Annotated in this window: 24 protein-coding genes; 9 read left to right on the top strand and 15 right to left on the bottom strand. The window is 61.4% G+C overall.

The window, feature by feature from the left end:
* Positions 1 to 192: 192 nt before the first annotated feature.
* The 4 genes from fliI to olsB all read right to left on the bottom strand — a co-directional run bounded on the left by fliI (position 193) and on the right by olsB (position 4,449).
* Positions 193 to 1,527, bottom strand: a complete 1,335-nt coding sequence (gene fliI / locus DL86_RS17770) for a flagellar protein export ATPase FliI (protein WP_036264370.1) — start codon at positions 1,525 to 1,527, stop codon at positions 193 to 195.
* A complete protein-coding gene (gene flgF, locus DL86_RS17765) occupies positions 1,524 to 2,249 on the bottom strand; it encodes a flagellar basal-body rod protein FlgF (protein ID WP_036264368.1) in 726 nt (241 codons plus the stop codon). The genes fliI and flgF overlap by 4 nt, the downstream gene beginning before the upstream one ends.
* Positions 2,250 to 2,252: 3 nt before the next feature.
* A complete protein-coding gene (locus DL86_RS17760) occupies positions 2,253 to 3,044 on the bottom strand; it encodes a DUF1217 domain-containing protein (protein WP_036264366.1) in 792 nt (263 codons plus the stop codon).
* A gap of 496 nt (positions 3,045 to 3,540) precedes the next feature.
* Positions 3,541 to 4,449, bottom strand: a complete 909-nt coding sequence (olsB, locus tag DL86_RS17755) for a l-ornithine N(alpha)-acyltransferase (RefSeq protein WP_036264363.1) — start codon at positions 4,447 to 4,449, stop codon at positions 3,541 to 3,543.
* 192 nt (positions 4,450 to 4,641) lie between these two features.
* On the opposite strand from olsB, the gene DL86_RS17750 reads away from it, so the two are divergent.
* Positions 4,642 to 5,466: a lysophospholipid acyltransferase family protein gene (locus DL86_RS17750; RefSeq protein ID WP_051953713.1), complete on the top strand. Its 825-nt coding sequence runs from the start codon at positions 4,642 to 4,644 to the stop codon at positions 5,464 to 5,466.
* Positions 5,467 to 5,530: 64 nt separating this feature from the next.
* Here the strand turns inward: DL86_RS17750 and ruvB are convergent, their stop codons facing one another.
* From ruvB to DL86_RS17735, 3 genes are all read right to left on the bottom strand, one after another.
* Positions 5,531 to 6,583, bottom strand: a complete 1,053-nt coding sequence (gene ruvB, locus DL86_RS17745) for a Holliday junction branch migration DNA helicase RuvB (RefSeq protein WP_036264361.1) — start codon at positions 6,581 to 6,583, stop codon at positions 5,531 to 5,533.
* A gap of 188 nt (positions 6,584 to 6,771) precedes the next feature.
* Positions 6,772 to 7,674, bottom strand: a complete 903-nt coding sequence (locus DL86_RS17740; RefSeq protein ID WP_036264593.1) for a 2OG-Fe(II) oxygenase — start codon at positions 7,672 to 7,674, stop codon at positions 6,772 to 6,774.
* Between the two features lie 748 nt (positions 7,675 to 8,422).
* Positions 8,423 to 10,252, bottom strand: a complete 1,830-nt coding sequence (locus DL86_RS17735) for a chloride channel protein (protein ID WP_084573010.1) — start codon at positions 10,250 to 10,252, stop codon at positions 8,423 to 8,425.
* 200 nt (positions 10,253 to 10,452) lie between these two features.
* Here DL86_RS17735 and DL86_RS17730 point away from each other — a divergent pair, with 200 nt between their 5' ends.
* From DL86_RS17730 to DL86_RS17705, 6 genes are all read left to right on the top strand, one after another.
* On the top strand, positions 10,453 to 11,136 hold the full coding sequence (locus DL86_RS17730; protein ID WP_036264588.1) for a 50S ribosomal protein L25/general stress protein Ctc: 684 nt from the start codon (positions 10,453 to 10,455) through the stop codon (positions 11,134 to 11,136).
* 167 nt (positions 11,137 to 11,303) lie between these two features.
* Entirely contained in the window at positions 11,304 to 11,900 is a 597-nt protein-coding gene (gene pth, locus DL86_RS17725; RefSeq protein WP_036264359.1) for an aminoacyl-tRNA hydrolase, read from the top strand.
* Positions 11,901 to 12,089: 189 nt separating this feature from the next.
* Positions 12,090 to 12,308 carry a hypothetical protein gene (locus tag DL86_RS17720; RefSeq protein WP_036264356.1) on the top strand — a complete coding sequence of 73 codons (219 nt, stop codon included), beginning with the start codon at positions 12,090 to 12,092 and terminating at the stop codon, positions 12,306 to 12,308.
* Between the two features lie 12 nt (positions 12,309 to 12,320).
* On the top strand, positions 12,321 to 13,418 hold the full coding sequence (gene ychF / locus DL86_RS17715) for a redox-regulated ATPase YchF (RefSeq protein WP_036264353.1): 1,098 nt from the start codon (positions 12,321 to 12,323) through the stop codon (positions 13,416 to 13,418).
* A gap of 130 nt (positions 13,419 to 13,548) precedes the next feature.
* Positions 13,549 to 14,208 carry a 5,6-dimethylbenzimidazole synthase gene (gene bluB, locus DL86_RS17710; RefSeq protein ID WP_036264351.1) on the top strand — a complete coding sequence of 220 codons (660 nt, stop codon included), beginning with the start codon at positions 13,549 to 13,551 and terminating at the stop codon, positions 14,206 to 14,208.
* Positions 14,209 to 14,308: 100 nt separating this feature from the next.
* Entirely contained in the window at positions 14,309 to 16,402 is a 2,094-nt protein-coding gene (locus tag DL86_RS17705) for a M3 family metallopeptidase (RefSeq protein WP_036264586.1), read from the top strand.
* A gap of 16 nt (positions 16,403 to 16,418) precedes the next feature.
* Here DL86_RS17705 and DL86_RS17700 read toward each other — a convergent pair whose 3' ends face one another.
* Entirely contained in the window at positions 16,419 to 16,877 is a 459-nt protein-coding gene (locus tag DL86_RS17700; protein WP_036264348.1) for a DUF1178 family protein, read from the bottom strand.
* Complete coding sequence (gene grxC / locus DL86_RS17695) at positions 16,874 to 17,140, bottom strand: glutaredoxin 3 (protein ID WP_036264346.1); 267 nt, start codon at positions 17,138 to 17,140, stop codon at positions 16,874 to 16,876. The genes DL86_RS17700 and grxC overlap by 4 nt, the downstream gene beginning before the upstream one ends.
* 249 nt (positions 17,141 to 17,389) lie before the next feature.
* Between grxC and irrA the strand changes: the two genes are divergently transcribed.
* The gene (gene irrA / locus DL86_RS17690) at positions 17,390 to 17,815 is read left to right on the top strand and encodes an iron response transcriptional regulator IrrA (protein ID WP_202899231.1); all 426 of its coding nucleotides are present in this window, start codon (positions 17,390 to 17,392) and stop codon (positions 17,813 to 17,815) included.
* Between the two features lie 325 nt (positions 17,816 to 18,140).
* Positions 18,141 to 19,205 (top strand): ferrochelatase, encoded by a 1,065-nt coding sequence (gene hemH, locus DL86_RS17685; protein ID WP_036264344.1) that lies wholly within the window; start codon positions 18,141 to 18,143, stop codon positions 19,203 to 19,205.
* A 176-nt stretch (positions 19,206 to 19,381) separates the two neighbouring features.
* Here hemH and folK read toward each other — a convergent pair whose 3' ends face one another.
* From folK to DL86_RS17655, 6 genes are read right to left on the bottom strand one after another with little or no spacing between them, the layout of a single operon-like run.
* Positions 19,382 to 19,891: a 2-amino-4-hydroxy-6-hydroxymethyldihydropteridine diphosphokinase gene (gene folK / locus DL86_RS17680; RefSeq protein ID WP_425348943.1), complete on the bottom strand. Its 510-nt coding sequence runs from the start codon at positions 19,889 to 19,891 to the stop codon at positions 19,382 to 19,384.
* Positions 19,892 to 19,910: 19 nt separating this feature from the next.
* Positions 19,911 to 20,726, bottom strand: a complete 816-nt coding sequence (gene folP, locus DL86_RS17675) for a dihydropteroate synthase (protein WP_036264342.1) — start codon at positions 20,724 to 20,726, stop codon at positions 19,911 to 19,913.
* A 28-nt stretch (positions 20,727 to 20,754) separates the two neighbouring features.
* The gene (locus tag DL86_RS17670) at positions 20,755 to 21,561 is read right to left on the bottom strand and encodes a formylmethanofuran dehydrogenase subunit C (RefSeq protein ID WP_036264340.1); all 807 of its coding nucleotides are present in this window, start codon (positions 21,559 to 21,561) and stop codon (positions 20,755 to 20,757) included.
* The gene (gene fhcD / locus DL86_RS17665) at positions 21,558 to 22,466 is read right to left on the bottom strand and encodes a formylmethanofuran--tetrahydromethanopterin N-formyltransferase (protein ID WP_036264338.1); all 909 of its coding nucleotides are present in this window, start codon (positions 22,464 to 22,466) and stop codon (positions 21,558 to 21,560) included. The genes DL86_RS17670 and fhcD overlap by 4 nt, the downstream gene beginning before the upstream one ends.
* Entirely contained in the window at positions 22,454 to 24,082 is a 1,629-nt protein-coding gene (locus tag DL86_RS17660) for a formylmethanofuran dehydrogenase subunit A (RefSeq protein ID WP_036264337.1), read from the bottom strand. The genes fhcD and DL86_RS17660 overlap by 13 nt, the downstream gene beginning before the upstream one ends.
* Complete coding sequence (locus DL86_RS17655) at positions 24,083 to 25,174, bottom strand: molybdopterin-binding domain-containing protein (RefSeq protein ID WP_036264335.1); 1,092 nt, start codon at positions 25,172 to 25,174, stop codon at positions 24,083 to 24,085.
* Positions 25,175 to 25,870 lie beyond the last annotated feature (696 nt).

Below are 25,870 nucleotides of genomic sequence, written 5' to 3'. Positions count from 1 at the left end.
GGTCACCGTTGTCGAATCAGCGAGCAGAAAACGTCTGTGTTCCGTCCGTCCGACCGCCCAAAAAATCAGACAGCATCGGTGGGGCTCACGGTTGCTCGAAGAGCTGCCCGACGATCGATAGACTTCTGATCAGGCGCAGATGCGGTCGTAAAAATCCAGGCGCTCGAGCCCACACAGCCGACGGAGTTAAGTTTATGTCTTCTCCTGCAGGAGCTGGGCGAGTTCCCGAAACGCATCCTTGCTCGGCTCGGATTTTGGCGCTTGCGCCATGGCTTCGTAGATTTTCGGAACCAGCGCGACCGCTTGGTCGAGCTCGCCGTCGCCGCCGTGCCGATAGCCGCCCATCAGCCGCAAATCGCGCGTGTCCTCAAAGCGGGCGATGAGGCCGCGCAGCTTGATGACGAGGCTGTTCTGCTCGGGCGTCCAGGCGACCTGCGCCAGACGGGAGATCGAGGCCAAGACATTGACCGCCGGAAAGCGGCCCTGATCCGCTATGGCGCGATCGAGAACGATATGGCCGTCGAGCGTGCCGCGTATGGCGTCCGCCACAGGATCATTATGATCGTCGCCGTCGACGAGGACGGAAAACACGCCGGTAATCGAGCCTTTGCCCTCTTCGCCCGGCCCCGCCCTTTCGAGAAGCTTGGGCAGATCGCTGAACACGCTCGGGGCATAGCCGCGCGCCACGGCGGGCTCTCCGGCGGCCAGCGCGACATCGCGCGCGGCATGGGCGTATCGCGTGACGCTGTCGACGATCAGCAGCACGGATTCGCCGCGATCCCGAAAATATTCGGCGATGGCCATGGCGGTCTTTGGCGCCATGCGCCGCATCGTCGGGCTTTCATCGCCGGTCGCGACGACGGCGACTGAAACCGCGCGGTTCAAAGCCAGGGCGTCGTCGAGAAATTCGCGCACTTCGCGGCCGCGTTCGCCAACGAGCGCGATCACCACGGCGTCGAAATCGCGCGATCCCGCGAGCATCGCGAGGAGCGTCGATTTGCCGACGCCGGAACCCGCAAAAATTCCGATGCGTTGGCCGGCGCAGATCGGCGTGAACAGGTCAATCACCCGCACGCCGGTCCTCAAAGGTCTGGTGACGCGGCCGCGCCGCATGGCGGGAGGCGGCAAGGCCTCGATCCCGACGGCCTCCTCGCCCTGGCGCAGCGGACCCGCCGCATCGATCGGGACGCCAAGCGCGTTAATGACGCGGCCTTTCCAGCTCACATGCGGCGCGAGTTGCATGGGGCCGACGCGAAACACGCGGTCGCCGAGCCGGGCGCGCGTATTGGTCTCGAAAGTCTTGACGCTCGCCCCTTGCGCATCGATCCGCACCACTTCGGCGCGTTGGCTCAGTCCGCCCGACTCGAAATCGACGCAGTCTCCGAGTTTCAGGTATAGCGATAGGCCTGCCACGCGCGCATGCGACGGCGCAATTTCGGCAACGCTGCCGGAGACGCGAACCATCGGCAGTTCATCGCAAGCCTGCTCCACGCCGAGGGCGAGACGAGCGAGCGCGTTCTCGCTCACGACGGGCCGCCAAGCGTCTTGATCGCGTCTTTCAAAGAAGCTTCGGACCCCTGCAGCGCGGAGGACACGCTTTCAAAGGCGCGCGACACCGCGATCATTCTAGCGATCTCAAGAACCGGATTGATGTTCGCCCCCTCGACATAGCCTTGCGCAAGTCCATTGCGGCTGAAGTCGAGGACGGGCGTCGCGCCCTTATCGGACATGACGCCGGAATTGTCGTAGCGCTTGAGCTTCGCGCCGTCGTCCAGACTGAATAGGCCGATGGCGCCGATCTGACGGCCGCTTTGCGTGATCATTCCGTCTTGGGCGATGCTCGGCGGACCGCCATCAGGATCGAGAAGAATAGGAGCGTTGCCGGCATCGAGAACGGCATAGCCGTCAATGCTTTGCAATGCGCCGCTTTCCCGCAGGCGCAGGCGGCCATCGCGCGTATAGACCGTTCCGGCTGGCGTTTGCAGCGCGAGCCAGCCATCGCCTTGAACCGAGACGTCGAGGGGATTGTTGGTCTTTAGCGGCACGCCGCGCTGCCGGGAAATAAATGTTTCTCCTTGCGAAACATAGGCGACGGGTCTGTCTCCGGACCGCGATACAAGCGCTTTGAAGTCGACCTCCTCGGCCCGATACCCCGGAGTGCCTTGGTTGGCGACATTGGCGGCGATCGTGGTCATGCGCCGCTCGAGCGCCACTTGGGCGGAAAGGGTGACGTAAAGCCCGGATTGCATGATTCAGGAGCCTCCAAGTTTCAGATTTGCAAGCCGCAAAAGCAGATCCGAACTGACGCCGGCGGCTCCGCTCGCCGATGAGAAGAGCATAGCCGATGTCGGATTCGTCGGCGCTGTCGAGGCATTCTTGGAATCATAGGTGGCGGTGAACCGCTCGATGAATTTTTTCAGTTTGGCGGGATTTTGCAAATCGCTGATCTTCAGTTGATTGTTGATCAGCTTGGCTTGCATATCGATGTTTTGCTGTGACATCGACACTGGCAAGCCGAACGCGGTCTGAACGACCTTCAACAGGGTTTTGTCGCCAAGGATATTGTAGGCGGTGGCGATGTTCGGAGCCATGCGCTGAAAATAAAGCGCCATCTGCGCGCCTTCATTTTGCTGCCCGACATTGGCTTCCAGGGTCTGTTGAACATATTTGTCGACCGTTCCCTGTTGGGCCGCGGTCATGCTCGTCGTCGCGGCGCCATTCGCCGCGAAGTTGAACGCCGTGGCGAGGGCTTTGTAGCGGGGGTCATGCAAAGTCGTGGCGAGGCTTTTTGGGCCCGAGACGCCCCCCTCGAGGACCTTGCGAATCAATCCCTTCGCATTGATTTTGTCGGTCAGGCCGAAGGCCTTCATGACATAGGCGTAGAGCTTGTTGTTTTTCAATAGGGCGTCGGCGGACTTCACCTTTCCGATATTCGCGAGAAAATAATCCGTTTCCCGCGATGCCGTCACGCCCGACGCTGTCCCGGCCAGGGTCCGGGAATAGTCTTTTGTGATTGCGCGATAATAAGTTGTGGCGTTGAGCATGGATTTGGGCTCTCAAGCGGGTCTGCGGAGTTTTTCCGAAGGAGCTTGCCCGGGACTGACCGCAGCGGCGCATCGCTTAAATTGGCGCAGAAAGCTCACCGCCTCAATTGACATTCGCGCCGGTAAAGAAGTGGTTTTGGAATTGCGTCGAAACGGGGATGCGAGAGCATGATCCCAAAAAAGTTGGAGACTTTTTGGATCAGATCATGCGGATAATTTGATCGAGAGCATGATCCCAAAAAAGTTGGAGACTTTTTGGATCAGATCATGCGGATAATTTGACGGAGAGCATGATCCCAAGAAGTTGGAGACTTTTTTTGGATAAGATCATGCGGATAATTTGATCGAGAGCATGATCCCAAAAAAGTTGGAGACTTTTTGGATAAGATCATGCGGATAATTTGACGGAGAGCATGATCCCAAGAAGTTGGAGACTTTTTTTGGATAAGATCATGCGTAAGAAATGAATGCTCGCCTTACGGAGCCTTTGCGCGCTTCAGGCGACAAAGCTCTCCGGCATTTCCATCGGCCCGCCATAATAGCTGATGTAGCGTTCTTCGATATCGGCGAGCGGCATGATCGTGAAGACGTCGGTCGTTCCGAATTGAGCGTCGATCACCGCGCCATCGCCAAACCGCGCCCCGACGCGGAGATAGGCCTTGAGCAGGGGAGGCAGAGCGGCGATCCCCCGGCGCGAATCGACGGCGTTCTTGTCGAGGATCGCCATTTCTATGCGATCGGCGAGCGGACGAACGCTCCATTCCTCGGCTGCGGAAGCTTGATGATGCAAGAAGCTCAAAGGCAACGCGAGAGCCAACGGATTGATTCCGGGCAGGCTGGCGCAGCCGATCAAGACATCGATGCGGTGGTGTTTCGCGTAGATCCAAAGACCGCGCCATAAAAGTTCGATGGCTCGCTTCGAGCGATATTTCGGGTGAACGCAGGAGCGTCCCAGCTCAAGGAACCGCTTGTCGGCGTGCCGCGCGAGCAGCGGGGCGATGTCGAATTCGCGCTGGCTGTAGAAGCCGAGATTGCGTTCGGCGACGTCCCTGCGCAACAGACGATAGGTGCCGACCACTTTCGGCTTGTTCCGGCCGAAACGATTGCGCGCCTCTCTGTCGATGACGAGCAGATGGTCGCAAAAATTGTCGAATGGACAAATGTCGCGGCGCATCAGCGCGGTCCCTTGCTGCGGCGTCGCGTTGCCTTCCTCATAGAAGACATGGAAGCGCAGGCGCTGCGCCTTGCGAATTTCCTGTTTTGTCGTCGCGAGTCTGATTTCGAAGGGACCGAAACGTCCAAGCACCGCCGGCAGACCGGTAAGGTCGCGGATGATGCGGCGGGGCCGCATGAAGGGGGCAGGGCGCGGGACATTTCCGCCGAAAGGCGTGCCGATGGGCCACATGATCAACGAATCTCGTCGAGAAACAGAAGGCGAAGCCTAGGAGCGCGACACGAAGCTTTCATGACGAAGGCAAGAAGGCTTCGCTCCCATGGCCGAAGCTCATGCTGAGCCGGACTGACGCTCGTCTGTCATCAAACTGAAAGTCTACAGCGATAAACAGAGCCGATTCAAATTCGGAGCCTGCAAAGCAACATGGCTTATTTGCGAATTTCAATGATCTGTCTTGCGCTGATCTTTTTCTTGCTCATCTGCGCGCCTTTGCAATGGATGGCTTTGCGCATGGGCTGGCCGATCCGGCTCTGGCTCCCCATACTCTTCAGCCGGACTCTGGCGGGGTTGGTGCGATTGAAGATTTCCGCGCGGGGCGCCGTTGTTGGACCGCAAGGACCCCGGCTTCTGGCCGCCAATCACGTGTCATGGCTCGACATTCTCGCGCTGTGCAGCGTCGAGCCGATCTGCTTTCTCGCCAAGCGGGAGGTCGGCTCCTGGCCGATGATTTCCGCCTTCGCGCGCCTGCAGGAAACCGTCTTCGTGGATCGCAATCGACGCCGGTCGATTCCGGGCGCGAACGGGGCATTGGCGCAGCGCATGCTCAAGGGCCGCTGCGCGCTCCTGTTTCCCGAAGGCACGACCGGCGACGGCCTGACGCTTCGCAAATTTCACAGTTCGCATTTCGCCGCCGCGCGCGATCTGCTCGTCAAGGCCAATGACGTCGAGGCTGTCGCCGTGCAGCCCGTCGCGATCCGCTATTCGTCGCCTTCGGCGGCCTGGTTCGGCGACGCATCCTTGGCGCCGCACCTCTGGTCGGTGCTCAAGGGCGAACCGATCCAATGCGATCTCGTCTTTGGCGAGCCTCTCGCCTATGAGCGCGGAACGAATCGCAAGGTCGTCGCCAGCACTGTCGCCTCCGCGATCGCCGAAATGCTTGCGTCCATGGCGCCGGCGGCCGGGGGCGTTGTCGCTGGCAGGTCCGGAGGGCCATCGTTCGAGCCTCTCGCGGCAACGGCGGCGTCTTAAGTCGGCGCAAACGGGCGCGGCTAGGCAAAGGGGGCGGCGCGGCTGTGGGGTTGCCGGGCTCCGCTCAGGATGGGCTGTCTTCCGCCTCAGAAAACAACGGAAATTGAGCGGCGTCGCGGATGGGCTCCTGCAGCCCGAGATGCCGGAAAGCATGTTGGGTCAGCACCCGGCCGCGCGGGGTCCGCTGCAAAAATCCCTGCTGGATCAGATAGGGTTCGATGATGTCTTCGATCGCATCGCGCGGCTCGGACAGCGCGGCGGCGATGGTTTCGATTCCGACCGGGCCGCCGCTGAACGAGACCGCGATCGCAAGAAGGTAACGCCGGTCCATTTGATCGAGCCCGATCGTATCGACTTCGAGGAGGCGCAGGGCTTTGTCGGCGATCGCGCGTGTGATTTCCGGTTCGTTGTCGACGGCAGCGAAATCGCGGACCCGGCGCAGGAGACGTCCGGCGATGCGCGGGGTGCCGCGGGCGCGTCTGGCGATTTCATTGGCGCCGTCATCCGAAATCGCGATCGCGAGGACCCGCGCGCCGCGCCGAACGATGCGTTCAAGCTCTGGGATGGTGTAGAATTCGAGCCGGATCGGTATGCCGAAACGGTCCCGCAGCGGGGTTGTCAGCAGGCCGGCTCTCGTCGTCGCCCCAATCAGCGTAAATCTGGAAAGGTCGATCTTGACCGAGCGCGCGCCCGGCCCCTCGCCGATGATGAGATCGAGTTGAAAATCCTCCATCGCGGGATAGAGAATCTCCTCGACGGCCGGATTGAGCCGATGGATCTCATCGATGAAAATCACGTCGCGGTCTTCGAGCCCTGTCAGCTGGGCGGCGAGATCGCCGGCCTTGGCGATGACCGGCCCCGAGGTCGACCGGAAATTCACTCCGAGTTCGCGCGCGACGATCTGGGCGAGGGTGGTTTTGCCGAGCCCTGGCGGCCCCCAGAAAAGGACATGATCAAGCGCTTCGCGGCGCGCCTTGGCGGCCTCGATGAACACCTTCAGATTATTGCGCGCCGCCTCCTGGCCGGTGAAATCGGCGAGGTTGAGCGGGCGCAGCGACATTTCCGCGTCATCCTCGCGCTTTTCCGCTGTCACCAGGCGGCGGGGGCCGATGGCCAAGGCGTGCAACCTCTTCCTGCGCGGGCCGGCCGCGATAATATCCGCCCGTCATGGCGAACCGGAAGCGCAAGGCGCGACTCACCGGATGCGGCGCAAGGATTATAAGGCGCGCCGCGTTGTCGCGTAAACCGCGACAACGTGGCCAATGGCTTAAGCGGCCTCGGCGCGAGGAGAGCCGATGGCGGGCGCTATCCCAGGATCGCTTTTGCCTTGCGCACCGCATCGACGATGAAGGGTGGGGTCAAATATTTGATTGTGTTGACGATCTTCTGCTGGCGCGAAAGCGTGACCGGTTTGGGAAAAAGCGTTGTGTGAAAGCTCGTGCTTTCATCGTCCGAACGCCCATTGCTGTAGAAATAGGCGGCGGCGGAGCGCCGCGAGCGTCCGTCCGGCGCATTGACCGGTTGGGGATGGCCATGCAGGCTGTTGGAGGATTGGTAGAACAGGATGGACCGGCCGAAGACAGGTTCAATTTCGGCCTTGCACTTGTCTTCCTCAATGCTCCAAAGCTCCAGCGCGCCGCCGTAGGACGCTTTCCAATCCTTGTTGAGATAGGTGATGAAAACAAGGCGATTGTCGAGCTTCGTGACTGCATGCTGGTTGAAATCCGTATGCAGCGCGAACTTGCCGCCTTGGGGGATGTCATGCAGTCCGCCGGCGAAGAGTTCGGGGTCGGGAATGAGGCTCGCGATCCCGGTAATCCGCTGGAGGAAATCGACAAAGCGGCCGGAATGAATCGTATTGAAATAGAGCTGCGTTGCATTTCCAAAGCGCGTATTGGGCAAGGACCCGCGCTTGCGCTCATTCGTATTGTCGTAATGTCTCCAGTTGCTCCATTTCAGATTGTCAAATTCTGAATGCATGAGCTCCAGGAGGCGCGGTTCGAAAAGGCCTTCGAAAACGAGATGCGGAAATGGCGTATTGGTCTTGAACGCGCTAGCGAGGGATTCGACCGTCTTTGGCGCGAAAAACGCGCTGTTCAGGAGTGCGTCGAGCTCCAGCGCGACCCCGCCAATAATGACCTGATCCGGAGGGAGGTGCGGATTCTCGGCTGCGGGGAGCGATTGGCTCAATGTGGAAACCTGGCGCATCCTGAAGGGTCCTCCGGGCGCATGCCGCCCATAGCGCCAAAGTTCGCGGCATTCGCTTGGCGTCAACCGTCGCCGGCGCTAGGTAGCATGACTTTAATAAATCGTCTGAAACTTCGTTCTCAATAAAGGCAAGCCGCGAGCCGAACGGCGAGGGCGGGCCTTCGCGAGCAACTGTAACGATCGGCGCTATTTGGGCAGCCTCGCGATGGAGGCTTTCATAGCTGCAACGGCGGCGCTGCGTCAAGCTTTTATCCGCGCAATACCTTAGTTTCACTAAGAAGGGCGCATCGTTGCGCGCTCTTTCAAGGCATAGAATTGCTCTAAGCGAGTTGATCGGCTTTATTGTTCGGCATTTGCTTGCCAAGAGCATGCTCTTGAAAAAGTTGATCGACTTTTTCGATATTGAGACATCGGATATATCCGATGTCTCATAAGAACATACTCTAAGCCTTTGAATTTGAGCGATTCCTTTTCAATCAGATGATTCCATCTGATCGGGAAGCGCTCATAGGACTGGCGATCGGCGCGTCAGAGACAACGTAGTCCGACCGCGCCGCTTGGCGCGGAGGAGCGAGTTGACGATGCAAGTCGGATCTAGAGCATGATGCCGAAAAGTGGAAACCGGTTTTCGGACGACATCATGCTCTAACTCTTTGAGGAGAGGCGGATTTAAGACTTTGGACGAGATCGCGTTGCGATTCCGTCGAGAGTCATCCGGCTCTAAGGCACCGGCCTAAGCCCAACCTGCTCAGCTATTCGCGGTCCAGATTTCGCCTGCGAGGTCGCGGCGCGCCTTGTCGAGTTCCTCGGCATAGCGGCGCAGCACATGCGCCTCGGTCAGAAGGCCGATGACGCGCCGGTCGGCCTCATTGTCTACCACAGCGAAGGCCTCGCTCTCGCTTTGCTCGAAAAGCTGCGCCGCGAGCTTGATGTTCATCTGCGCCAGCAGAAAACCTTCGGGGTCGCGTGATAAGGCGCTGATTCTTGCGCCGCTCGATTCGGCGTTCAAATTGACCAGATGCGCATCGGGAAGAGAAATCATGCCTTCATAGCGGCCGGATGAATCGGTCGCCGCGACCCATTGGGCGGACCCAGGCGGGAACCGCTCCACGAATTCCGCGATGGTCATCCAAGATGGCGCCGTCGCGACATCGGTTCGCATCATCCGCCCGACCGTCAGATCGCGCATCCAGCCGATGTCATGGGCGCTGCGAATCGATTCTCCCCGCAGATGCAAGCGCCAGGTCGCGAATGAATAGCCGAACAGGCGTCGGACGATGACGGAGACGACCGTTGAGACGGAAAGCATCGCGAGGCTCAAGGGGAAATCTCCGGTGGTCTCCAGCGCCAGAAAACTCATCGTCAAGGGGCCGCCGACGATCGCGACGCCGAGCGCCGTCATTCCGACAATAGCGCAGACCCAGGCATTGGGCGCGATGACCGGATAGAGAGCCCCAATCGCGGCGGCGTAGGCCTCGCCCATCATCGCGCCAAGGAAAAGCGAGGCGAAAAAGAGGCCGCCGCGAAAGCCCGAACCGATCGAGATCACGGAGGCGATCGCTTTTAGGGCCAGCGCCAGGACGATGAGGTCGATCGCCGGACGACCGGCCCCAAAGAACAATTCGAACAAGGCGCCATGGCCTGAGCCCAGCACCTGAGGCGTCACCAGGGCCATCGCGCCGACGGCAAGTCCGCCAAGCGCCGGCTGAATCGCCTGCGGCAGTCGAGTCCAGCGGAAAAACGCCTCGACATATCGCACGGCCCCCATAATCGCGATGCCAAACGCGGCGCAAAAAACCCCAAGCAGGAGCAGCAGCGCCATTTCGGTTTCGGAAAGGGCCGATGGCGCGACGACCTCTCCCATGAATGCGCCGCTGGAGCCAAGCAGGCGCGCGACCAGGACGCCGCCGATGGCCGCGGCGCCGACCGGCGCGAGGCCAAAGGGCGTATAGGTTCCAAGAATAAGCTCGAATGCGTAAAAGGCCCCGGTCACGGGCGCTCCGAACGCGGCGCCGATCGCGCCCGCCGAACCGCATGCCACCAGCGTCCGCATGTCGTTGCGCCGCAGCGCAAAGACGCGCCCGAGCCATGAGGCGAAGCCCGACCCCATCTGCGTATAGGCCGCCTCCAATCCGACGGAAGCGCCAAAACCGTTCGAAATCACGGTTTGCGCGGTAATGATGGCGCTGTCTCGAAGCGACATCCGACCGCCATGCAGCGCATTGGCCTCGATCGGATCGACCGGCCGGCGCGGGCGCCATCTACGGATGAATATCCCGCAGAAGCCGAGCAGCAGGCCGCCGGCGAGCGGAGCCAGCGCTTGCGCCGGGCTGCCCAGCGCCGCGAGGCTGCTTACGCGCGCTTGTCCGAAAAGCCATTCATGCAGGAAGCTTGAGCCGGCGAGGATGCCGCTGACGAAGAGACCCGAGGTCGCGCCGGCGAGAAGCCCCAAGCCGATGAGTCCGATCTCGTCGCGCCGCACGAGGGCGCGGACTTGGGCGCGGAGATGGGCAAAGAGCTGCGAGGGAATTTGGAAGATGAAATGAATCCTGGCGTTGGCGCGTTCGGGGTCGACCATTCTGACTGAAATCCCAAACGCTTGAATGCAAGCCCACTTCATGCCGCGGGCCGGGCGTTCTCCGTGCGCGCACAAGTGGGAGCCCGTTGCGCGCGCGCGCCGTCGCCGTTATAAGCCCGGTTGCGCACCTTCCGACACCCCTGGAGGCGAGGGCGCAACGCGTTTTTTCCAAACTTCTTTTTACCAAGGACATCACCAACATGGCCGAGATCAAGACTCTCACGGCCACGGTGCGCGGAGGGACAGGCAAGGGGGCCGCCCGCAGCGTTCGCCGTGAAGGCCGTATTCCAGGCGTCATCTATGGGGGCGGCGACGCCGCCGAACCGATTGCGCTGGATTATCGCGAATTGAACAAGCTCATCTACGCCGGGCATTTTTTGACGACCATCTTCGAGATCGAGCTCGACGGCGGCAAGCAGCGCGTCATTCCGCGCGATTACCAGCTCGATCCGGTCAAGGATCACCCGCTGCATGTCGATTTCCTGCGGCTGAAGCCAGGCGCCAGCCTGCGCGTCCAGGTCCCGGTGCATTTCATCAACCAGGAAACCTGCCCCGGCATCAAGAAGGGCGGCGCGCTGAACGTGGTGCTTCACTCGGTCGAGATGCGGGTTCCGGCGGACGCCATTCCCGACGCGATCATCGCCGATCTTGGCGCGCTCGAGATCAACGAATCGCTGCATATTTCGGCGATTCCCCTGCCGGAAGGCTGCAAGCCGACGCTGCGCGATCGCGATTTCACCGTGGCGACGATCACGCCGCCGCTGGTCGTTCCCGAGGATCCGGCCGCTGCAGCCGCCGCCGCAGCCGCTGCTGGAAAGGGTGGAAAAGGCGCTCCAAAAGCGGCTGCGCCCGCCGCCAAGGCTCCGCCAAAGGCCAAGAAATAGCCAGAGCGAGTCTCAAGGAAAAAATGCGGAGGCCCGCTCTTTGCTTCCCGCTCATTGCCTGAGGCATAATCCAAAAAAGACGCGAATGCGTCCAACTGGGATTATGCCTTGGAAGAAGGCGGGCCTTCCTTTCGCGCATAGTGTTGCGCTTGTCGTGAGCTGGCGTCATGCTTCTTTTCGTCGGCCTCGGCAATATTGGCCGAGCCTATGCCGGAAACCGTCACAATATCGGCTTCATGGCGGTCGACGCGATTGCCCGGCAATATCGCGCGCCGGCTTTCCGCTCGCGGTTTCAGGGCCTTGTCAGCGAGATAACGCTGGCCGGCGAGCGCGTCGCCCTGCTCAAGCCGGAAACCTATATGAACCAATCCGGCCGCTCCGTCGGCGAGGCGGCGCGCTATTACAAGATCGCCCTGTCCGACATCGTCGTGCTTCATGACGACCTCGATCTCGCGCCCGGCAAGGTGCGGGTCAAGAAAGGCGGCGGCAACGCCGGCCATAACGGGCTCAGGTCGGTGACCGAACATCTCGGCAATGATTATCGCCGGGTGCGGATCGGCATCGGCCATCCGGGCGACAAGGCATTGGTTCACAATTACGTCCTCGGCGATTTCGCCAAGAGCGAAGCGCCCTGGGTCGAGGCTCTGTGCCTCTCGATCGCCGCCAATGCCGAGCTTTTGGCCAAAGGCGAGGACGAAGCTTTCCAGAACAAGATCCACCACGCCATGGAAACCGCCGGCCTCGGCAAGGACGGGCTGTTTTAGGGGGCGCGCTATTGGCGGCAACGTCATGGCCGGGCTTGACCCTGCCATCCAACGCTGATCGTCAGTGCTTGGATGCCCGGCTCAAGGCCGGGCATGACGCACCCCGCTGCCCTACAAAGTTCTGCGGCAAGCTTGCTTTTTCCGTCTCCTGCCCGCATAGGGGCAGCAACACAATCCAAAGAGTTTGTCATGTCTCGCATCGACATTGAAATGGCCGATGATCTTGTCGCGTTCGCGCGCGAACGCGCGGATGCCGAGAATTTGTCGCTCGAAGCCTACATCGAGCTTTTGATTGGCTTGGAAAGCGGATTGCGCGATCAAGCGCGAGATGGCCGCGCCATGTGGCGGCGCGCGTTTGTCTATCGTGGCGAAGCGCAAATCCTCGCTGATCGGACAGCCGCCGCCTGAAAGAGTTTCACCATGGGTTTCAAATGCGGTATCGTTGGCTTGCCAAATGTCGGCAAGTCGACCCTTTTCAACGCGCTTACGCAGACGGCGGCGGCGCAGGCGGCCAATTATCCCTTTTGCACCATCGAGCCCAATGTCGGCGACGTCGCGGTGCCCGACGAGCGGCTGGAGATGCTGGTAAAAATCGCCGGCTCGAAGGAGATCATCCCGACCCGGCTGACCTTCGTCGATATCGCCGGCCTGGTGCGCGGCGCCTCGAAAGGGGAGGGGCTCGGCAATCAGTTCCTGGCCAATATCCGCGAATGCGACGCCATCGCCCATGTCGTGCGCTGCTTTGAGGATTCCGACATCACCCATGTCGAGGGCAAGATCGCGCCGGTCGACGATATCGAGACGATCGAGACCGAATTGATGCTGGCCGATCTTGAAAGTCTCGAAAAGCGGGTGACGGCGCTGGAAAAGAAAGCCAAGGGCGCCGATAAGGAGGCCAAGGAAACTTTCGATCTCGTGCAGCGCTGCCTTGTGCTGCTGCGCGAGGGCAAGCCGGCGCGGCTGGTCGAAATCAAGCCCGAAGAGCAAAAGCTTTTCGAGGGGCTTGGCCTTCTGTCATCAAAGCCGGTGCTTTACGTCTGCAATGTCGAGGAGGCGTCCGCCGACCGGGGCAACGCCTTTTCAAAGGCGGTCGAGGCGCGAGCCGCCGAGGAGGGCGCCGTGGCGGTGACGGTTTCGGCGAAAATCGAGAGCGAGATTGCGGTCTTGGCGCCCGAGGATCAGAAGGACTATCTCGAAGCCGTGGGCCTCGAGGAGCCGGGGCTCAACCGCGTCATTCGCGCCGGCTATGGCCTGTTGCGGCTGATCACCTATTTCACGGTTGGGCCCAAGGAGGCCCGCGCCTGGACGATCCCGCAAGGAACCAAGGGTCCGCAGGCGGCGGGGGTGATCCACACCGACTTCGAAAAAGGCTTTATTCGCGCCGAAACCATCGCCTATGCTGATTATGTCGCCTGCAACGGCGAATCCGGCGCGCGCGAGGCGGGAAAGTTCCGGCTCGAAGGCAAGGATTATGTCGTTGCCGATGGCGATGTCCTGCATTTCAGGTTCGCAACCTGACGATTGCTTCAGCCGCGCGGGAGCGGGCCATGACGGATTTCGGGAAGAGGGCCGCTTCTAAAGTCGCCTTGATCTCGCTTCCCGCCGCTTTGGGACGGAGGGACGCTTCGAGTAGTGGAGGCAGGCTCCGGTGAGCCGCGATGCGCCCATCCAGCCGGCTCCGGTCTTCGACGAGACCTTCAACCTCCGCTTGGTCGATCTTTTCCGTTGGCGGCGGGACGTCCGCCGGTTCACCCCCGATCCTGTGCCGGACCGGCTGATTGAGGACCTCGTGGCGATCGCGGCGCTCGCGCCCTCCGTCGGCAATAGCCAGCCCTGGCGTTTCGTCAGCGTCGAGACGCCGGACCGGCGCCAGGCCGTCATCGCCAATTTCAACGCCTGCAACGCCGCCGCGCTCAATGATTACGAAGGCGAACGCGCGGCGCTTTACGCCCGCCTCAAATTGTCCGGGCTGCGGGAGGCGCCGGTGCATCTGGCTGTGTTTTGCGATCGGGCGACGCAGGCCGGCTCCGGACTTGGCCGGAAGACCATGCCGGAAGTTTTGGATTATTCCGTCGTCGCCGCGATCCACGCATTTTGGCTCGCGGCTCGGGCGCGGGGCCTCGGCGTCGGCTGGGTCTCGATCATAGATCCGCTGGAGCTTGCGGCATCGCTCGAAACGCCGCCGGACTGGAAGCTCATCGGCTATCTCTGCGTCGGGTTTCCGCAGGAAGAGCATCAGGATCCCGAGCTCGAGCGTCAGCATTGGCAGGCGCATCTCGATGAAAATGATCGGCTCTTGCGGCGTTAGATCGTGATCCCAAAGGCGACTCAGAGTCGCTGGCCCATTGGATCGGATCGCCGCAATCCGCTATAGGATTGAACGAATGGAAAAGAGGAATGTCCGGGACATGGACCAAGCCAGCTCAAGCGAAACAAACCCGCTTCTCGAGCCCTGGACCGGGCCGTTCGAGGCGCCGCCCTTCGATCGCTTGAAGCCGGACCAGTTCAGGCCGGCCTTTGAGATCGCATTGGCCGAACACAGCGCCGAAGTAGAAGCCATCGCCGCCAATCCCGAGCCGCCCTCCTTCGCCAATACGATCGATGCGCTGGAGCGCAGCGGCGCCAGCCTCGACAAGGTCGCCTCGGTCTTTTTCAACCTGGCCGGCGCCGACGCCAATGACGCGCTTGAGGCGATCGAGCGCGAAATTGCCCCGATCCTTTCGCGCCATCGCAGCAAAACCTACTTGAACGAGGCGCTTTTTTCGCGCGTCGCGGCGTTGCAGGCCCAGCGGGACAGTCTCGGCCTTGACGCGGAGCAGGCCCGCGTCCTCGAGCGCTATCATATCGCCTTTGTCCGCAATGGCGGCGGCCTGCCGCCGGAAACCAAGGCGCGGCTGGCGGATATCGGCGAACGTCTCGCGACGCTTGGCGCCGCCTTTGGCCAAAATGTCCTGGCTGATGAAAAGGCCTATATGCTGGTTCTCCATGCGCCGGACGATTTGGCTGGCTTGCCCCTGCCGCTTATCGCTGCCGCCGCGCGGACCGCGGCCGACCGCGGCCTGCCGGGCAAACATGGCGTTACCCTATCGCGGTCCAGCATCGAGCCCTTCCTGCAATTCTCGGCGCGGCGCGATCTCCGCGAAAAGGCCTTCCGCGCCTGGGCCTCGCGCGGCGAGAACGGCGGCTTAACCGACAATCGCGCCATCGCCGCCGAAATGGTGCGGCTTCGCGCGGAGCGGGCGAAACTCCTCGGCTTCGAGACTTTCGCGCATTTCCGCCTCGCCGACCGGATGGCGAAAACGCCCGAAGCCGCGCTGGAGCTCTTGCATTCGGTCTGGACGCCGGCGCTGGCTCGCGCTCAGCGCGAAGAGGCGGACTTACAGGCGATCGCCGCCAGCGAAGGCGGCAATTTCCAGATCGCGCCCTGGGATTGGCGCTATTATGCCGAAAAGCGCCGCAAGGCTCTGTTCGATCTCGATGAAGGCGAGACCAAGCCCTATCTCCAACTTGGCAAGATGATCGAGGCGGCGTTCCATGCCGCAAGCCGGCTGTTCGGCCTCACCTTCACGGAACGCAAGGACATCCCGCTTTATCATCCCGACGCACGCGCCTGGATTGTAACGGGGCCGGATGGCGAAGCGCTCGCGCTGTTCATCGGCGATTACTTCGCGCGGCCCTCGAAACGGAGCGGCGCCTGGATGAGCGCCTTCCGCGACCAGCAGAAGCTCGACGGCGACGTTCTGCCGATCATCGTCAATGTCTTGAACTTCGCGAGGGCGAGCGAGAATGCGCCTTGTCTCTTGAGTTTCGACGATGCCCGGACCTTGTTTCACGAATTCGGCCATGCGCTGCACGGCATGCTCTCGAACGTGACCTATCCGATGATCTCGGGGACCAGCGTCGCTCAGGATTTCGTCGAATTCCCGTCGCAGCTTTATGAACATTGGCTGGAGCAGCCGGAGATCCTGCGGCGCTTCGCCGTGCATTATGAGACAGGCGAGCCGATGCCCGAGGCGCTGCTGCAACGGCTGCTTTCGGCGCGCCAATTCAACCAGGGCTTCGCGACGGTCGAATTCGCCTCCTCCGCCCTGATCGACCTCGGGTTGCACCTCGAGCCCGACCCTCAATCGATCGACGTTCTCGCTTTTGAGAAGAAGGAGCTCGAAAAGCTTGGCATGCCGGCTTCGATCGTCATGCGTCACCGCACGCCGCATTTCCAGCATATCTTCTCCGGCGACGGTTATTCGTCCGGCTATTACAGCTATCTTTGGTCGGAAATCCTCGACGCCGATGGTTTCGAGGCTTTCGAAGAGAGTGGCGATATATTCGATCCGGCGATTGCCAAGAGACTTTATGACTATGTGTATTCCGCTGGCTATAGCCGAGACCCGGAGGCGGCCTATAAGGGGTTTCGCGGCCGCGCGCCTTCGCCGGAAGCGCTTTTGCGCAAGCGCGGCCTTTCCGAGGCGACAACCACGGAGACGGTGGGCGCTGAGGCTTGAGTCAGGCGGCGCGGCGTTAGTTTTGCTCGCTTGGAAGCAAGGGGATCGGCAAGATTCCCACGCCTTCCTCGATCAGGGCGCGGGCCTCTTCGAAGCTCGCTTGGCCGTGGATTGGACGCTCCGGGACAAGACCGTGGTGGATCTTGCGCGCCTCTTCCGGAAAATGCATCCCAACATCGTCGGTCTGTTCCAAGATGCGCTTGCGGATGCCTTCGATCATGCTCCGCAGTTCCTTGTCGCCGGCGTCAAGCAGCGCGACATTGGCGGAAGGCTCCGGCGGCGAGAGGAGGGGAGAGGGTTTCTCTCGGCCGCTGCTGGCGATCGCTGGCGCCATGATGGCTTTCGTCACCCTCGCGGTTTGGCAGACCGGGCAACGGATGAGTCCGCCGGCGGCCTGCATGTCGAATGCGGCGCCGTTTTGGAACCAGCTCTCGAATTCATGTCCGCTCGCACAGAGCAGGGCGAATTTGATCATCGCGCCAAATCTGCGAGCAATAGATCGAGCTTGCCGTCATAATGGAGCTCGTGGAGGTCGTCGCAGCCGCCGACGTGCAGATCGTCGAAGAAAATTTGCGGGACCGTCATCCGGCCATTGGCCCTTTCCATCATCCTCATCCGGGCCTCTCCATCGCCATCGACGGGAATCTCGGTGAAATCGAGGTTCTTTTTGCGCAACAGCTCCTTGGCCCGGCGGCAATAGGGACAGGTGGCCGTTGTATAGATCGTGATCTCAGGCATTGAGCTTTCCCTTTCACTGTCTGTTATATGGGCAATCGGCTCTTTGTCACAAGCAGCGCCTGTGCCACCCAGGCTCTGCGAGGTTGCGATTGAGACTGGTTTCTTCTATATTTTGAATGAGTCTCCCGTCGCCTCATGGCGGGAGAAGCTGCAAAGGTCGCCAAGAGCATGGTCTCCCGCCAGCCGCCGCCCAAACGCCAAACGAAGTCCCGCCGCGTTGCGAATTTGCGCGTTAGGCCTCGGCTAGGCATGTTGGCCGGCTGTCCCTTTCACGATTTGCGCGTGAAGCTTTGCGCCGCTGGGCTACGGCCGACGCGTCAGAGACTCGCGCTCGGCTGGCTGCTGTTCGCCAAGGGCGACCGCCATCTCACGGCCGAAAACCTGCAGGAGGAGGCGCAAGCCTCGCGCGTTTCGATCTCGCTCGCGACGATCTACAACAGCCTGCATCAATTCACTCAGACCGGGTTGTTGCGGGAAATCGCCGTCGATGGGTCCAGAACCTATTTCGACACCAATGTCACCGACCACCACCACTTTCTGATCGAGGGCGCAAATACCCTGATCGATATTCCGCAGGTCGCCGTCGATCTATTGCGCTTGCCGCCGGCGCCGACGGGCAAGCGAATCGCACAGGTGGAGGTCATCGTCCGGCTGCGCGATACGCCCCTCGCGTGATGGCGCCTGGGTTTGCTCCTCAACAAATCGCGCCGGCGCGGATTCCGGGGACCTGATTGCCGGCAGGCGGCCTGCGCGGCGTCACAATCGGTCGCGAGACGGGACAACCTTCAAGCCGCAGAACGATAATTCCTGAGGATAGCGCGCTTTCCCGTTTCCGTTCGCCGCGCAACCGCCCTAAGAAATGACTCAAATATGGATCATCTTGGAGCGCGATCCAGTCAGATTGGATCGCGCTTTATCCGATTTGTCTCAACGCATGGCCTGATCCGAGAAGTCTGCGCTTTTTCGAAGTTCATGCCCCAGCTATTAGGCTTTCAGATTGATGTCACCGTCCGGCGCCCATTCGAACAAGCATGAACCCGTCCTACCCGGCAAAGTCGGCATCCTTGTCGTCAATCTCGGCACGCCCGACGCTCCCCGCTTTTGGTCGGTGCGCCGTTTTTTGAAGGAGTTTCTGTCGGATCGCCGCGTCGTCGATTTGCCGCGAATCATTTGGTGGCCGATCTTACATTTCATCATCCTTTGGTTTCGGCCAGGACGGGTGGCCAAGAATTACGCTGCGATCTGGAACAAAGAGCGCAATGAAGGTCCATTGAAGGCCACGACGCGTACGCAGGCCGAGAAACTCGCCGCCTGGATCCGCGCTGGCGGCCTTGAGACGCACGCGCCAGGCCCGCAAAGCGACGAAATCTTCATCGCCTGGGCAATGCGTTACGGCAACCCCTCGATCAGTCTCGGCGTGGCGCAATTGAAAGAGCATGGGTGCGGACGAATCCTCGTCCTCCCGCTCTATCCACAATATTCGGCGGCGACGACGGCCTCGGTCTGCGACGAAGTCTTCGTGACTTTGGAAAGCATGCGATGGCAACCGGCGGTCCGGATCGCGCCGCCTTATTTCAACGATCCCGCCTATATCGATGTTCTGGCGACGTCCCTGCGGGCGACGCTGTCGCGTCTCGATTTCGTCCCCGAAATGATCCTTGTCTCCTTTCACGGGATTCCGAAATCCTATGTCGCCAAGGGCGATCCCTATCTTGAACAATGCACCGAGACCTGGCGGCTTCTGCGCGAAGAGCTTGGCCTCAGCGCCGACCGGTGTCCGATCACCTTCCAGTCCCGCTTCGGCCAGACGGAGTGGCTGCAGCCTTATACGGATGCAACAGTGAAGAAACTGGCCCGCGAAGGGGTCAAGAGCCTCGTCGTCATCACGCCGGGATTCTCCGCCGATTGCCTCGAGACGCTTTTCGAAATCGGCGTCGAAAACCGCGCTATCTTCAAGGAGAATGGCGGCAAGAATTTCGCCGTGATCCCTTGTCTCAACGATAGCGAATTAGGGATGATGGTTCTTTACGATCTCGTCGAGCGCGAAATCAACGGCTGGGTCTAAAGCATAATCCCAAAAAGTTGCAGACTTTTTGGATCAGATTATGCGTCAGCAGGATAGAGTAGCGAGCATAATCCCAAGAAGTTGCGGACTTTCTGGATCAGATTATGTGCTAAATTAAAAGGATAAAGAGCAAGATCCCCGTCGAACGGCAGGGTGCGAGTAGAAGCCTGTTCCGATCAGGGATCGGATGGCGCCGTCTTGTTGTCCTCCGGCGTCCATTTCTCCAGCGGCTCTTCGGCGAAACGAGCGGCGGCCTCCTTGACGGAGCGGCCGAGGAGGTGCAGGTCAGGCGCGATCTCGGCCAGGGGAGTCAGCACGAAAGCGCGTTCGAAAAGATCTTTGTGCGGCAATTTCAACTGCGCCGTTTCGAATGGCGCGTCGCCATGGAAGAGAATATCGATGTCGATCAGACGTGGCCCCCAGCGCACCGAAGTCTGGCGGCCCATATCGCGTTCGACGGCATTGGTCGCGGCCAGAAGCTCGAGCGGGCCGAGGCGAGTCTCTCCCAAGGCGCAGGCATTGGCGAAGAAATCCTGATCGACATAACCCCAAGGCGGCGTGCGGTACATGGATGAAATTGCGGTCACGCGAATGACGCCGCGTTCCTGAAGCAGGGCGAGCGCCCGCAAAATATTGCCTGGCTTGTCGCCGATATTGCTGCCGAGGCCCAGACCGGTTTCCGTCAACGGGCCGGCGCCCTGGAGGTCAGGCGCGTTCGATGGCATCGAAAACCTTGAAAGCGGCAAGATGTTCCGCCGCATCGTGAACGCGGAATATCGAGGCGCCTTTGGCGGCGGCGGTAAGATTGGCGGCGAGCGTGCCGATGAGGCGGGTCTCGACCGAGGCTGAGAGAAGCTCGCCGAACAGCGATTTGCGCGAGACGCCGACGAGGATCGGCAAGCCGAAGTCCTTCAGGCCGGCAAGACGCCTCAAGGCGTCGAGATTCTGGGCCCGGGTCTTGCCGAACCCAATGCCCGGATCGAGCATGACGCGATGACGCGGAATCCCCGCCTTGTCGGCAAGACGCAGCGACTCATCGAAAAACCGGCGCATATCCGCGATGATGTCGAGATCGGGATCGACGTCGTCGCGATTATGCATGACCACCACGGCGGCGCCGGTTTCGGCGACGACATCGGCCATGGCGGGGTCCTTCTGCAGGCCCCAGACGTCGTTGACGACGCTGACGCCAAGTTCGGCGGCGCGGCGCGCGACGCGGGCCTTGGAGGTGTCGATCGAAAAGGGCGCGTCGACGCCGGCCGTCAATTGGCCAAGAACGGGTTCGAGCCGGGCAAGCTCCTCGTCTTCGGATATTGGCGTATGTCCCGGGCGCGTCGATTCCGCGCCGACGTCGATGATGTCGGCCCCGTCGGCGGCGAGCTTCTTCGCTTGGCTTATGGCGGCGTCAAGGCTTTGGAACTTGCCGCCGTCGGAGAAGGAATCCGGCGTGACATTCAAGATGCCCATGATGACGGAGCGCGCGCCAAGGAGTCCGAGGAACCGGTCGCGGCGTTCGATCATAGGGGAGCGGCGTCCAGGGAATTGTTCGTCATGCGGGATAGAGAATCTCTCCCTTGCCGAGAGCGGCCATGTCTCCGGCGAAACGATTGAGCGGACCGGCCAGGAGTTTGGCCGCGGCGCGGCTCTCCGGCTCCAGCAAGCGGGAGAAGACGCTGGCGAAGGCCAATGAGTGGACGCCGCAATCGACGAAAGTCGGCGCCAACGCGGGTGGATTGGCCAGGACAATGGTGCCGCGCCGCATCAGGTAGCCGGGCAGGACGCCGCATTCCCCAAGCAGGATCAGGGTTCCGGCGATCATGCGGCTGCCCGGATAATCTCCGGCGGAGCCCTCGATGAGGATCGTGCCGCGGCGCAGCCGATCGCCGGCGCGCGCGCCGGCCGAACCACGCAGGATCAGCAAGCCGCCGCTCATTCCCTCCATCTCGCCTTCGAGCGGGGCGCCGAGGAAGTCGCCGGCATCGCCCCAGATTTCAAGCCGACCGCCGGACATGCAGGAGCCCGCGAAAGGGCCGGCGTCTCCGGCGACGATCAGATTGCCGCCGCTGAGATTGCGGCCGACTGATTTGCCGCAATCGCCTTCGACGACAATTTCGCCGCTCTTCATCTCAAAGCCGATATTGTCGAGCCGAGTCGAGCCGCCCTCGAACCGGATCGTTTGGGCGCTGCCGGCGCGGATATGAAACAGGTCGCCGACCGTGACTTTCTCGCGCGTCGTCTGCAGTTCGATTTCGGCGATTTCCTTGGCCGATTTGCCTTCGAGCAGATGCGGGCAGAGCGGGCTGAGATCGAGCCTTTGATCGGGCTCTTGTTCGAGGGCGAGGACAAGTGGCTTCACGGCAAGAGATCCTTCAAATGGAAGTGGAAGGGGCCGAGCTTGCCGCCATAATTGCCGGCGCCGATGCGCGACGCGCCATTCTCTGGCCCAAGCTTGACGATTGCCGCGATGCCGACGCGCATGGCGTCGGCGACCGCCTTTTCGGTCAAGCCGTCAATGACGATTTCGAGGACGCAGCCGACATCCTCGTCGAGGCTCGTCGCCACCGCCCCACGCAGGGTCGGGCAATAGGCGTCATTGGTGGAGGCCATCATGGTCTTGTATTTGGAGCCGACCTTGGAGCCCGAACGCACGATGCCGCCAGGGAAAGGCAGGATCACGCCCTCGACCTCGTTCATCGCCTCCACGGCGAGTTCAGCGGCGCGCATCGTCGACTTCCAATCGGCGCCCATGAGGAGGAGATTGCCGCCGCCAACCGCATTTTTGGTCAGCCCCACCGTCGCTTCGCAGAGGAACTCGCCATCCATGACCGGGACGCGCCAGAAGTGCCGGCCGCCGAACTTCTTCGACACCTGCCAGCCGTCGCCGAAATAGCGGATGCTGTCGCCGATCGACAATCTGTCGGGGCCGTCGAGATCGGCGAAGCAGGCCGAGCCCGGAGAGGTCAGGACGCATTGGCCGATGCGGGTGACCAGTTGCGTCTGCAATGTGTCGCTGGACATGGAAAAGAGCAGAACCCGAACCCCGGGGCGCCCGTCCGGCGTCTTCTTCTTGGGCAATTCGCGATCGATCCCGGCCTCGGCGCCGCAGCCGATGACGGAGGTGGCGAATCCGGTCATGGTGGTTGCGGCTTGCTTCGCCCAGCGTTGATTGGGGCCGGTGATGATAATCGCCGTGCCGCGCATGGGGAAAGCTTCGGCGAACGAATCGTCGATCCGGACGCCGTTCCTGATCATTGGGCGCATGCGACCTCCTGGAACGGATCAGAATGCGGAAGAATATGCTCCGGCACCGCGAACATGTTGTGCGAGACGCCGAAATGGCGTTCGTAATAGCCGGCGAGACGGCGGTCGATCGCCTTGTCATAGCCGGGATTGACCTTGAGCGCCTTGCCCCAGCGATAATGCGCAACGCGCCCATCGCGCACGACGAGATCGCCATCCTTGAAGACAAGATGCGCGGCGCGGAACATTTTCGCTATGTCCTTGTCGGGCGAATAGACCGCGACATCGGCGATTCCGCCTTCGCCAAGATGGCCGCGATCCTTGAATCCGAAGAGCTTGGCTGGCGCGGCGCGGGTCATGATCGCAATTTCGTTGAGATTATATTCGCGCGCGATGGAGGGCAGCGTCGAATGGGCGAGGGCGTCCTGCGGCACCCGCGCCGCCGCCTCCGCCCGCGCCTCGCGGCTCATAAGCAGCGCGAATACGTCCGGATAGGCGGTGAAGGGGGCGCCATTCGGATGATCGGTGGTGAAGAAAACCCGCCAAGGGTCGTTGATCAGCAGGAACAATTCCAGCCCGCAAGCCCATTGCACGGCGTTGACGAAATCGCTCTCGCGATAGAGGTAGGGAACGATGCCGCCGCCGTTCGCATCGCCATCGTAGATCACGGATTTCCTCGGCTTGGCCGAGGAGACGCCGTTGAACTGCCGCAGCACGTCGGATGAAATGGTGACCGTCTGCTGGAACATCACCTGACCGACATCGACGCTGACATTGGGCGCGGCGTTGACCGCCGCGGCGAGCGCGGCGGCGGCGGAGGAAAATCCGTGGTCGCCTTCATCCCCATAACCGTAGAATTGCAGATGCGCGAGATGCAAGGGCAGGCCGCGCGCCGCTTCGATCGTCGCGATCGCGGTCGAGACATTGCCCGGAACGCCGAGATTGTTGCAATGCACATGCAGCGGATGAGGGACTTTGAGATCCTGGATCGCCCGCTGCAGGGCTTCGAGGATTTTGCGCGAGGCGACATCATAGAAGGGCACGACATCGTCGAGACCAAAGGTCCGGGCGTTATATTTGAACGCAGTCGCGCCGCCGGCGTTGATGCATTTGAGGCCGAGGCCATTGCTCGCCGCCAATGTCGCCGCGACATAGTCGGCGATCGCCGCCGGCCCTTCGCCATCGCGCAGCAAGGATAGAAGGAAATCATCATTGCCGAGGACGGTGAGCGTCGCCTTGTCGATGATCGGAATGTCGGAGAGTTCGAGATGCGCCTGGAGCGCCTGATGCGGCGCGACGGCCGGCTCGACCACGGTGGTGAAGCCCATTGCGGCGTAGATATTGCCGGTTTCGAAGGTCGACCATTTGGCGGTGGCGAGCGACAATTCGCCCGGCCTCGCGGTGCGGTGCAGTTCAGGAAGCAGCAGACGGGCGGTATTCACATTGCCGCCGGCGATGTGGGAATGAATGTCGATGGCGCCGGCCATGACGATCTTGCCGGCGACATCGTGCGTTTGATCCGGCTGGCGGCCCTGCGGCGGCGCGACGATGCGTCCGTCCTCGATCCAAAGATCGGCAATTTCGTCGCGGGCGTTGAGCGGATCGATCAGCCGGCCGCCCTTGAGTAGAATCAGCATTTAGGCGTCTCCACCGATCTGTTGCGCGATGCGGTTGATGATGGCGGCGACCGAAGGCGCGTCGCTCGGATGCGAGGCCTTGCGGGCGACGATCGTTCCCAGCTCCCGCGAAAACTCCGCCCCATCATGATCGATTCCGGGACAGCCGACTTCCACCAGAACCTGCGGCTCCTGGAAAAAACGCGTTTGCGGCGGAACCAGCGCGACGAGCGGGACCTGCTTTTTCCAATCCGGCGCCTTCTGGCCATAGGCGGAGATCCACAGAGCGGCGTCGGCTTCGCCGCTCTCGATCATCCGATTGGCGTCGAAACGCCATGTGTCATGTTCCGGGTAGCCGCGGCCGAAGGAGGTTCGCATTGGGACGCCGGTCATCCAGCCCGAAGCCTGGGTCACGCCGGTCGAGTTGGCGTCGGCGCCAAGAGGCAGGCCGGAGAACCGCGTCGACTTGTTGAGATCGAGGATCAGGCCGTGGAGCATTTCAATCGCCAGCCGGTCGAGAAGCTCCTCGCCCCAGATGGCGACGCCAAAGCGCGCTTTCTTGAGGATCTCCGCGACCTCGTCGATTTTGCGTTTTGCGCCCTTGGCGGCGGTAATGGGCTTGTCGGCGACCCTGGCGCGCAGGGCTCCGAGCGTCGCGTGCAGATCAGACGAGTCGAGAGTCTCGACCGCGATTCCCTTGAGCTCCGCCGCGCTGCGTCCGGGCGCGATCCACACGATCTTCCTCGGTTCGTGGGGGAGATCGAACATTGGGATCTCGCCTGGCGCCAAACGTTCGACGAGCTGCGGCCAGATCCGGGTGAGGTCCTTGCCGATGAAAACCAGAACATCGGCGCGATGCCGCGCTTCATTCGGCGTCGTGCACATCAGGCCGGCCTGACGATTGACGTCGAGATTGGTGAAAATCTTGTCCGACTGCATGTGATCATAGGCGCCGCGAAGGCGTTCGGCGAGCAAGATTGCGCCGCGGGCGCCGGCAATATCGGTCCCAAGGCCGGCAATGACGGGCAGGCGCGCGCGCGACAGAATTTCCGCCGAGCGCTCGGCGGCCGCTTCGATCGAAGCGGACTTCCCGTCTATCCGGGCCTCAACCATGACTCATTCCTCCAGAGCTTCTCGCGCGGCATGCATCCGCGCTTTTTCGTGCGGGCGCTCCCACCGTCCCGGGGGCATTCATAGACAAGCGCGACAACCGCGCCACTCAAACTTCCAGCTGCGTGCTGATAGGCTCCAACGCTTGCGCCCGCAAGCTCTTGCGGGACGCCCGGGCGTTTTTTCAGCGATTCTTGGGGTTTTGGAATGCGTCTTGAGGCTGCAATTAGGGTGAAAAAATTGGGGCTGAAATTGGGGATGCAGGGATTGGGGCATCCCCTGCCTCACCCGCTTTGCGGTCCGCGCGCGGACTTGAAGCCGTATCGAGGCTAATGCTACGGTATGGGCCCAATCGGTGCAAGGCGATGCGTGAACTTTTTCGCGGGGGCGCCCTTATGCGGCGCGCGTTTGCTCGCCATATTGAGTGTTGACGCTACCGGCAATGATATGCATACGGACGGCTTTGGACGTTCTTTCGGGAAGCTCGGTCGTTGTTAAGCTGGGTTCTCATTCGATGGGACTACCGGCGAATAGGACTACCGGAGGAGAAGTCCATGCAAAATCAGTGCGTAAATAGGCCCATGGCCAGCGATTCGGCTGTCGGCTCGCCTCCTATTGGGAGGCGCCGTTTGAATGCGGCTCCGGGCTCCTTGGCGCTGGAAGGGCGCGCCCGCGGCTGGTTCGCCTACAAGGGACGGC

Origin of the sequence: Methylocapsa aurea, from assembly GCF_000746085.1 — a bacterium.
Classification (GTDB): domain Bacteria; phylum Pseudomonadota; class Alphaproteobacteria; order Rhizobiales; family Beijerinckiaceae; genus Methylocapsa; species Methylocapsa aurea.
This window is presented reverse-complemented; position numbering and strand designations above follow the sequence as displayed.

Bases quoted from the DNA above. Each gene is read 5' to 3' on its own strand.
- DL86_RS17735 (WP_084573010.1), bottom strand. From the start codon at position 10,252: ATGGTCGACCCCGAACGCGCCAACGCCAGGATTCATTTCATCTTCCAA.
- folP (WP_036264342.1), bottom strand. From the start codon at position 20,726: ATGATCGAACGCCGCGACCGGTTCCTCGGACTCCTTGGCGCGCGCTCC.
- DL86_RS17660 (WP_036264337.1), bottom strand. From the start codon at position 24,082: ATGCTGATTCTACTCAAGGGCGGCCGGCTGATCGATCCGCTCAACGCC.
- ychF (WP_036264353.1), top strand. From the start codon at position 12,321: ATGGGTTTCAAATGCGGTATCGTTGGCTTGCCAAATGTCGGCAAGTCG.
- fhcD (WP_036264338.1), bottom strand. From the start codon at position 22,466: ATGCGCCCAATGATCAGGAACGGCGTCCGGATCGACGATTCGTTCGCC.
- DL86_RS17705 (WP_036264586.1), top strand. From the start codon at position 14,309: ATGGACCAAGCCAGCTCAAGCGAAACAAACCCGCTTCTCGAGCCCTGG.
- DL86_RS17730 (WP_036264588.1), top strand. From the start codon at position 10,453: ATGGCCGAGATCAAGACTCTCACGGCCACGGTGCGCGGAGGGACAGGC.
- pth (WP_036264359.1), top strand. From the start codon at position 11,304: ATGCTTCTTTTCGTCGGCCTCGGCAATATTGGCCGAGCCTATGCCGGA.
- irrA (WP_202899231.1), top strand. From the start codon at position 17,390: ATGTTGGCCGGCTGTCCCTTTCACGATTTGCGCGTGAAGCTTTGCGCC.
- DL86_RS17700 (WP_036264348.1), bottom strand. From the start codon at position 16,877: ATGATCAAATTCGCCCTGCTCTGTGCGAGCGGACATGAATTCGAGAGC.
- DL86_RS17760 (WP_036264366.1), bottom strand. From the start codon at position 3,044: ATGCTCAACGCCACAACTTATTATCGCGCAATCACAAAAGACTATTCC.
- DL86_RS17720 (WP_036264356.1), top strand. From the start codon at position 12,090: ATGTCTCGCATCGACATTGAAATGGCCGATGATCTTGTCGCGTTCGCG.
- grxC (WP_036264346.1), bottom strand. From the start codon at position 17,140: ATGCCTGAGATCACGATCTATACAACGGCCACCTGTCCCTATTGCCGC.
- DL86_RS17655 (WP_036264335.1), bottom strand. From the start codon at position 25,174: ATGGTTGAGGCCCGGATAGACGGGAAGTCCGCTTCGATCGAAGCGGCC.
- DL86_RS17740 (WP_036264593.1), bottom strand. From the start codon at position 7,674: ATGCGCCAGGTTTCCACATTGAGCCAATCGCTCCCCGCAGCCGAGAAT.
- DL86_RS17750 (WP_051953713.1), top strand. From the start codon at position 4,642: ATGGCTTATTTGCGAATTTCAATGATCTGTCTTGCGCTGATCTTTTTC.
- flgF (WP_036264368.1), bottom strand. From the start codon at position 2,249: ATGCAATCCGGGCTTTACGTCACCCTTTCCGCCCAAGTGGCGCTCGAG.
- olsB (WP_036264363.1), bottom strand. From the start codon at position 4,449: ATGTGGCCCATCGGCACGCCTTTCGGCGGAAATGTCCCGCGCCCTGCC.
- hemH (WP_036264344.1), top strand. From the start codon at position 18,141: ATGTCACCGTCCGGCGCCCATTCGAACAAGCATGAACCCGTCCTACCC.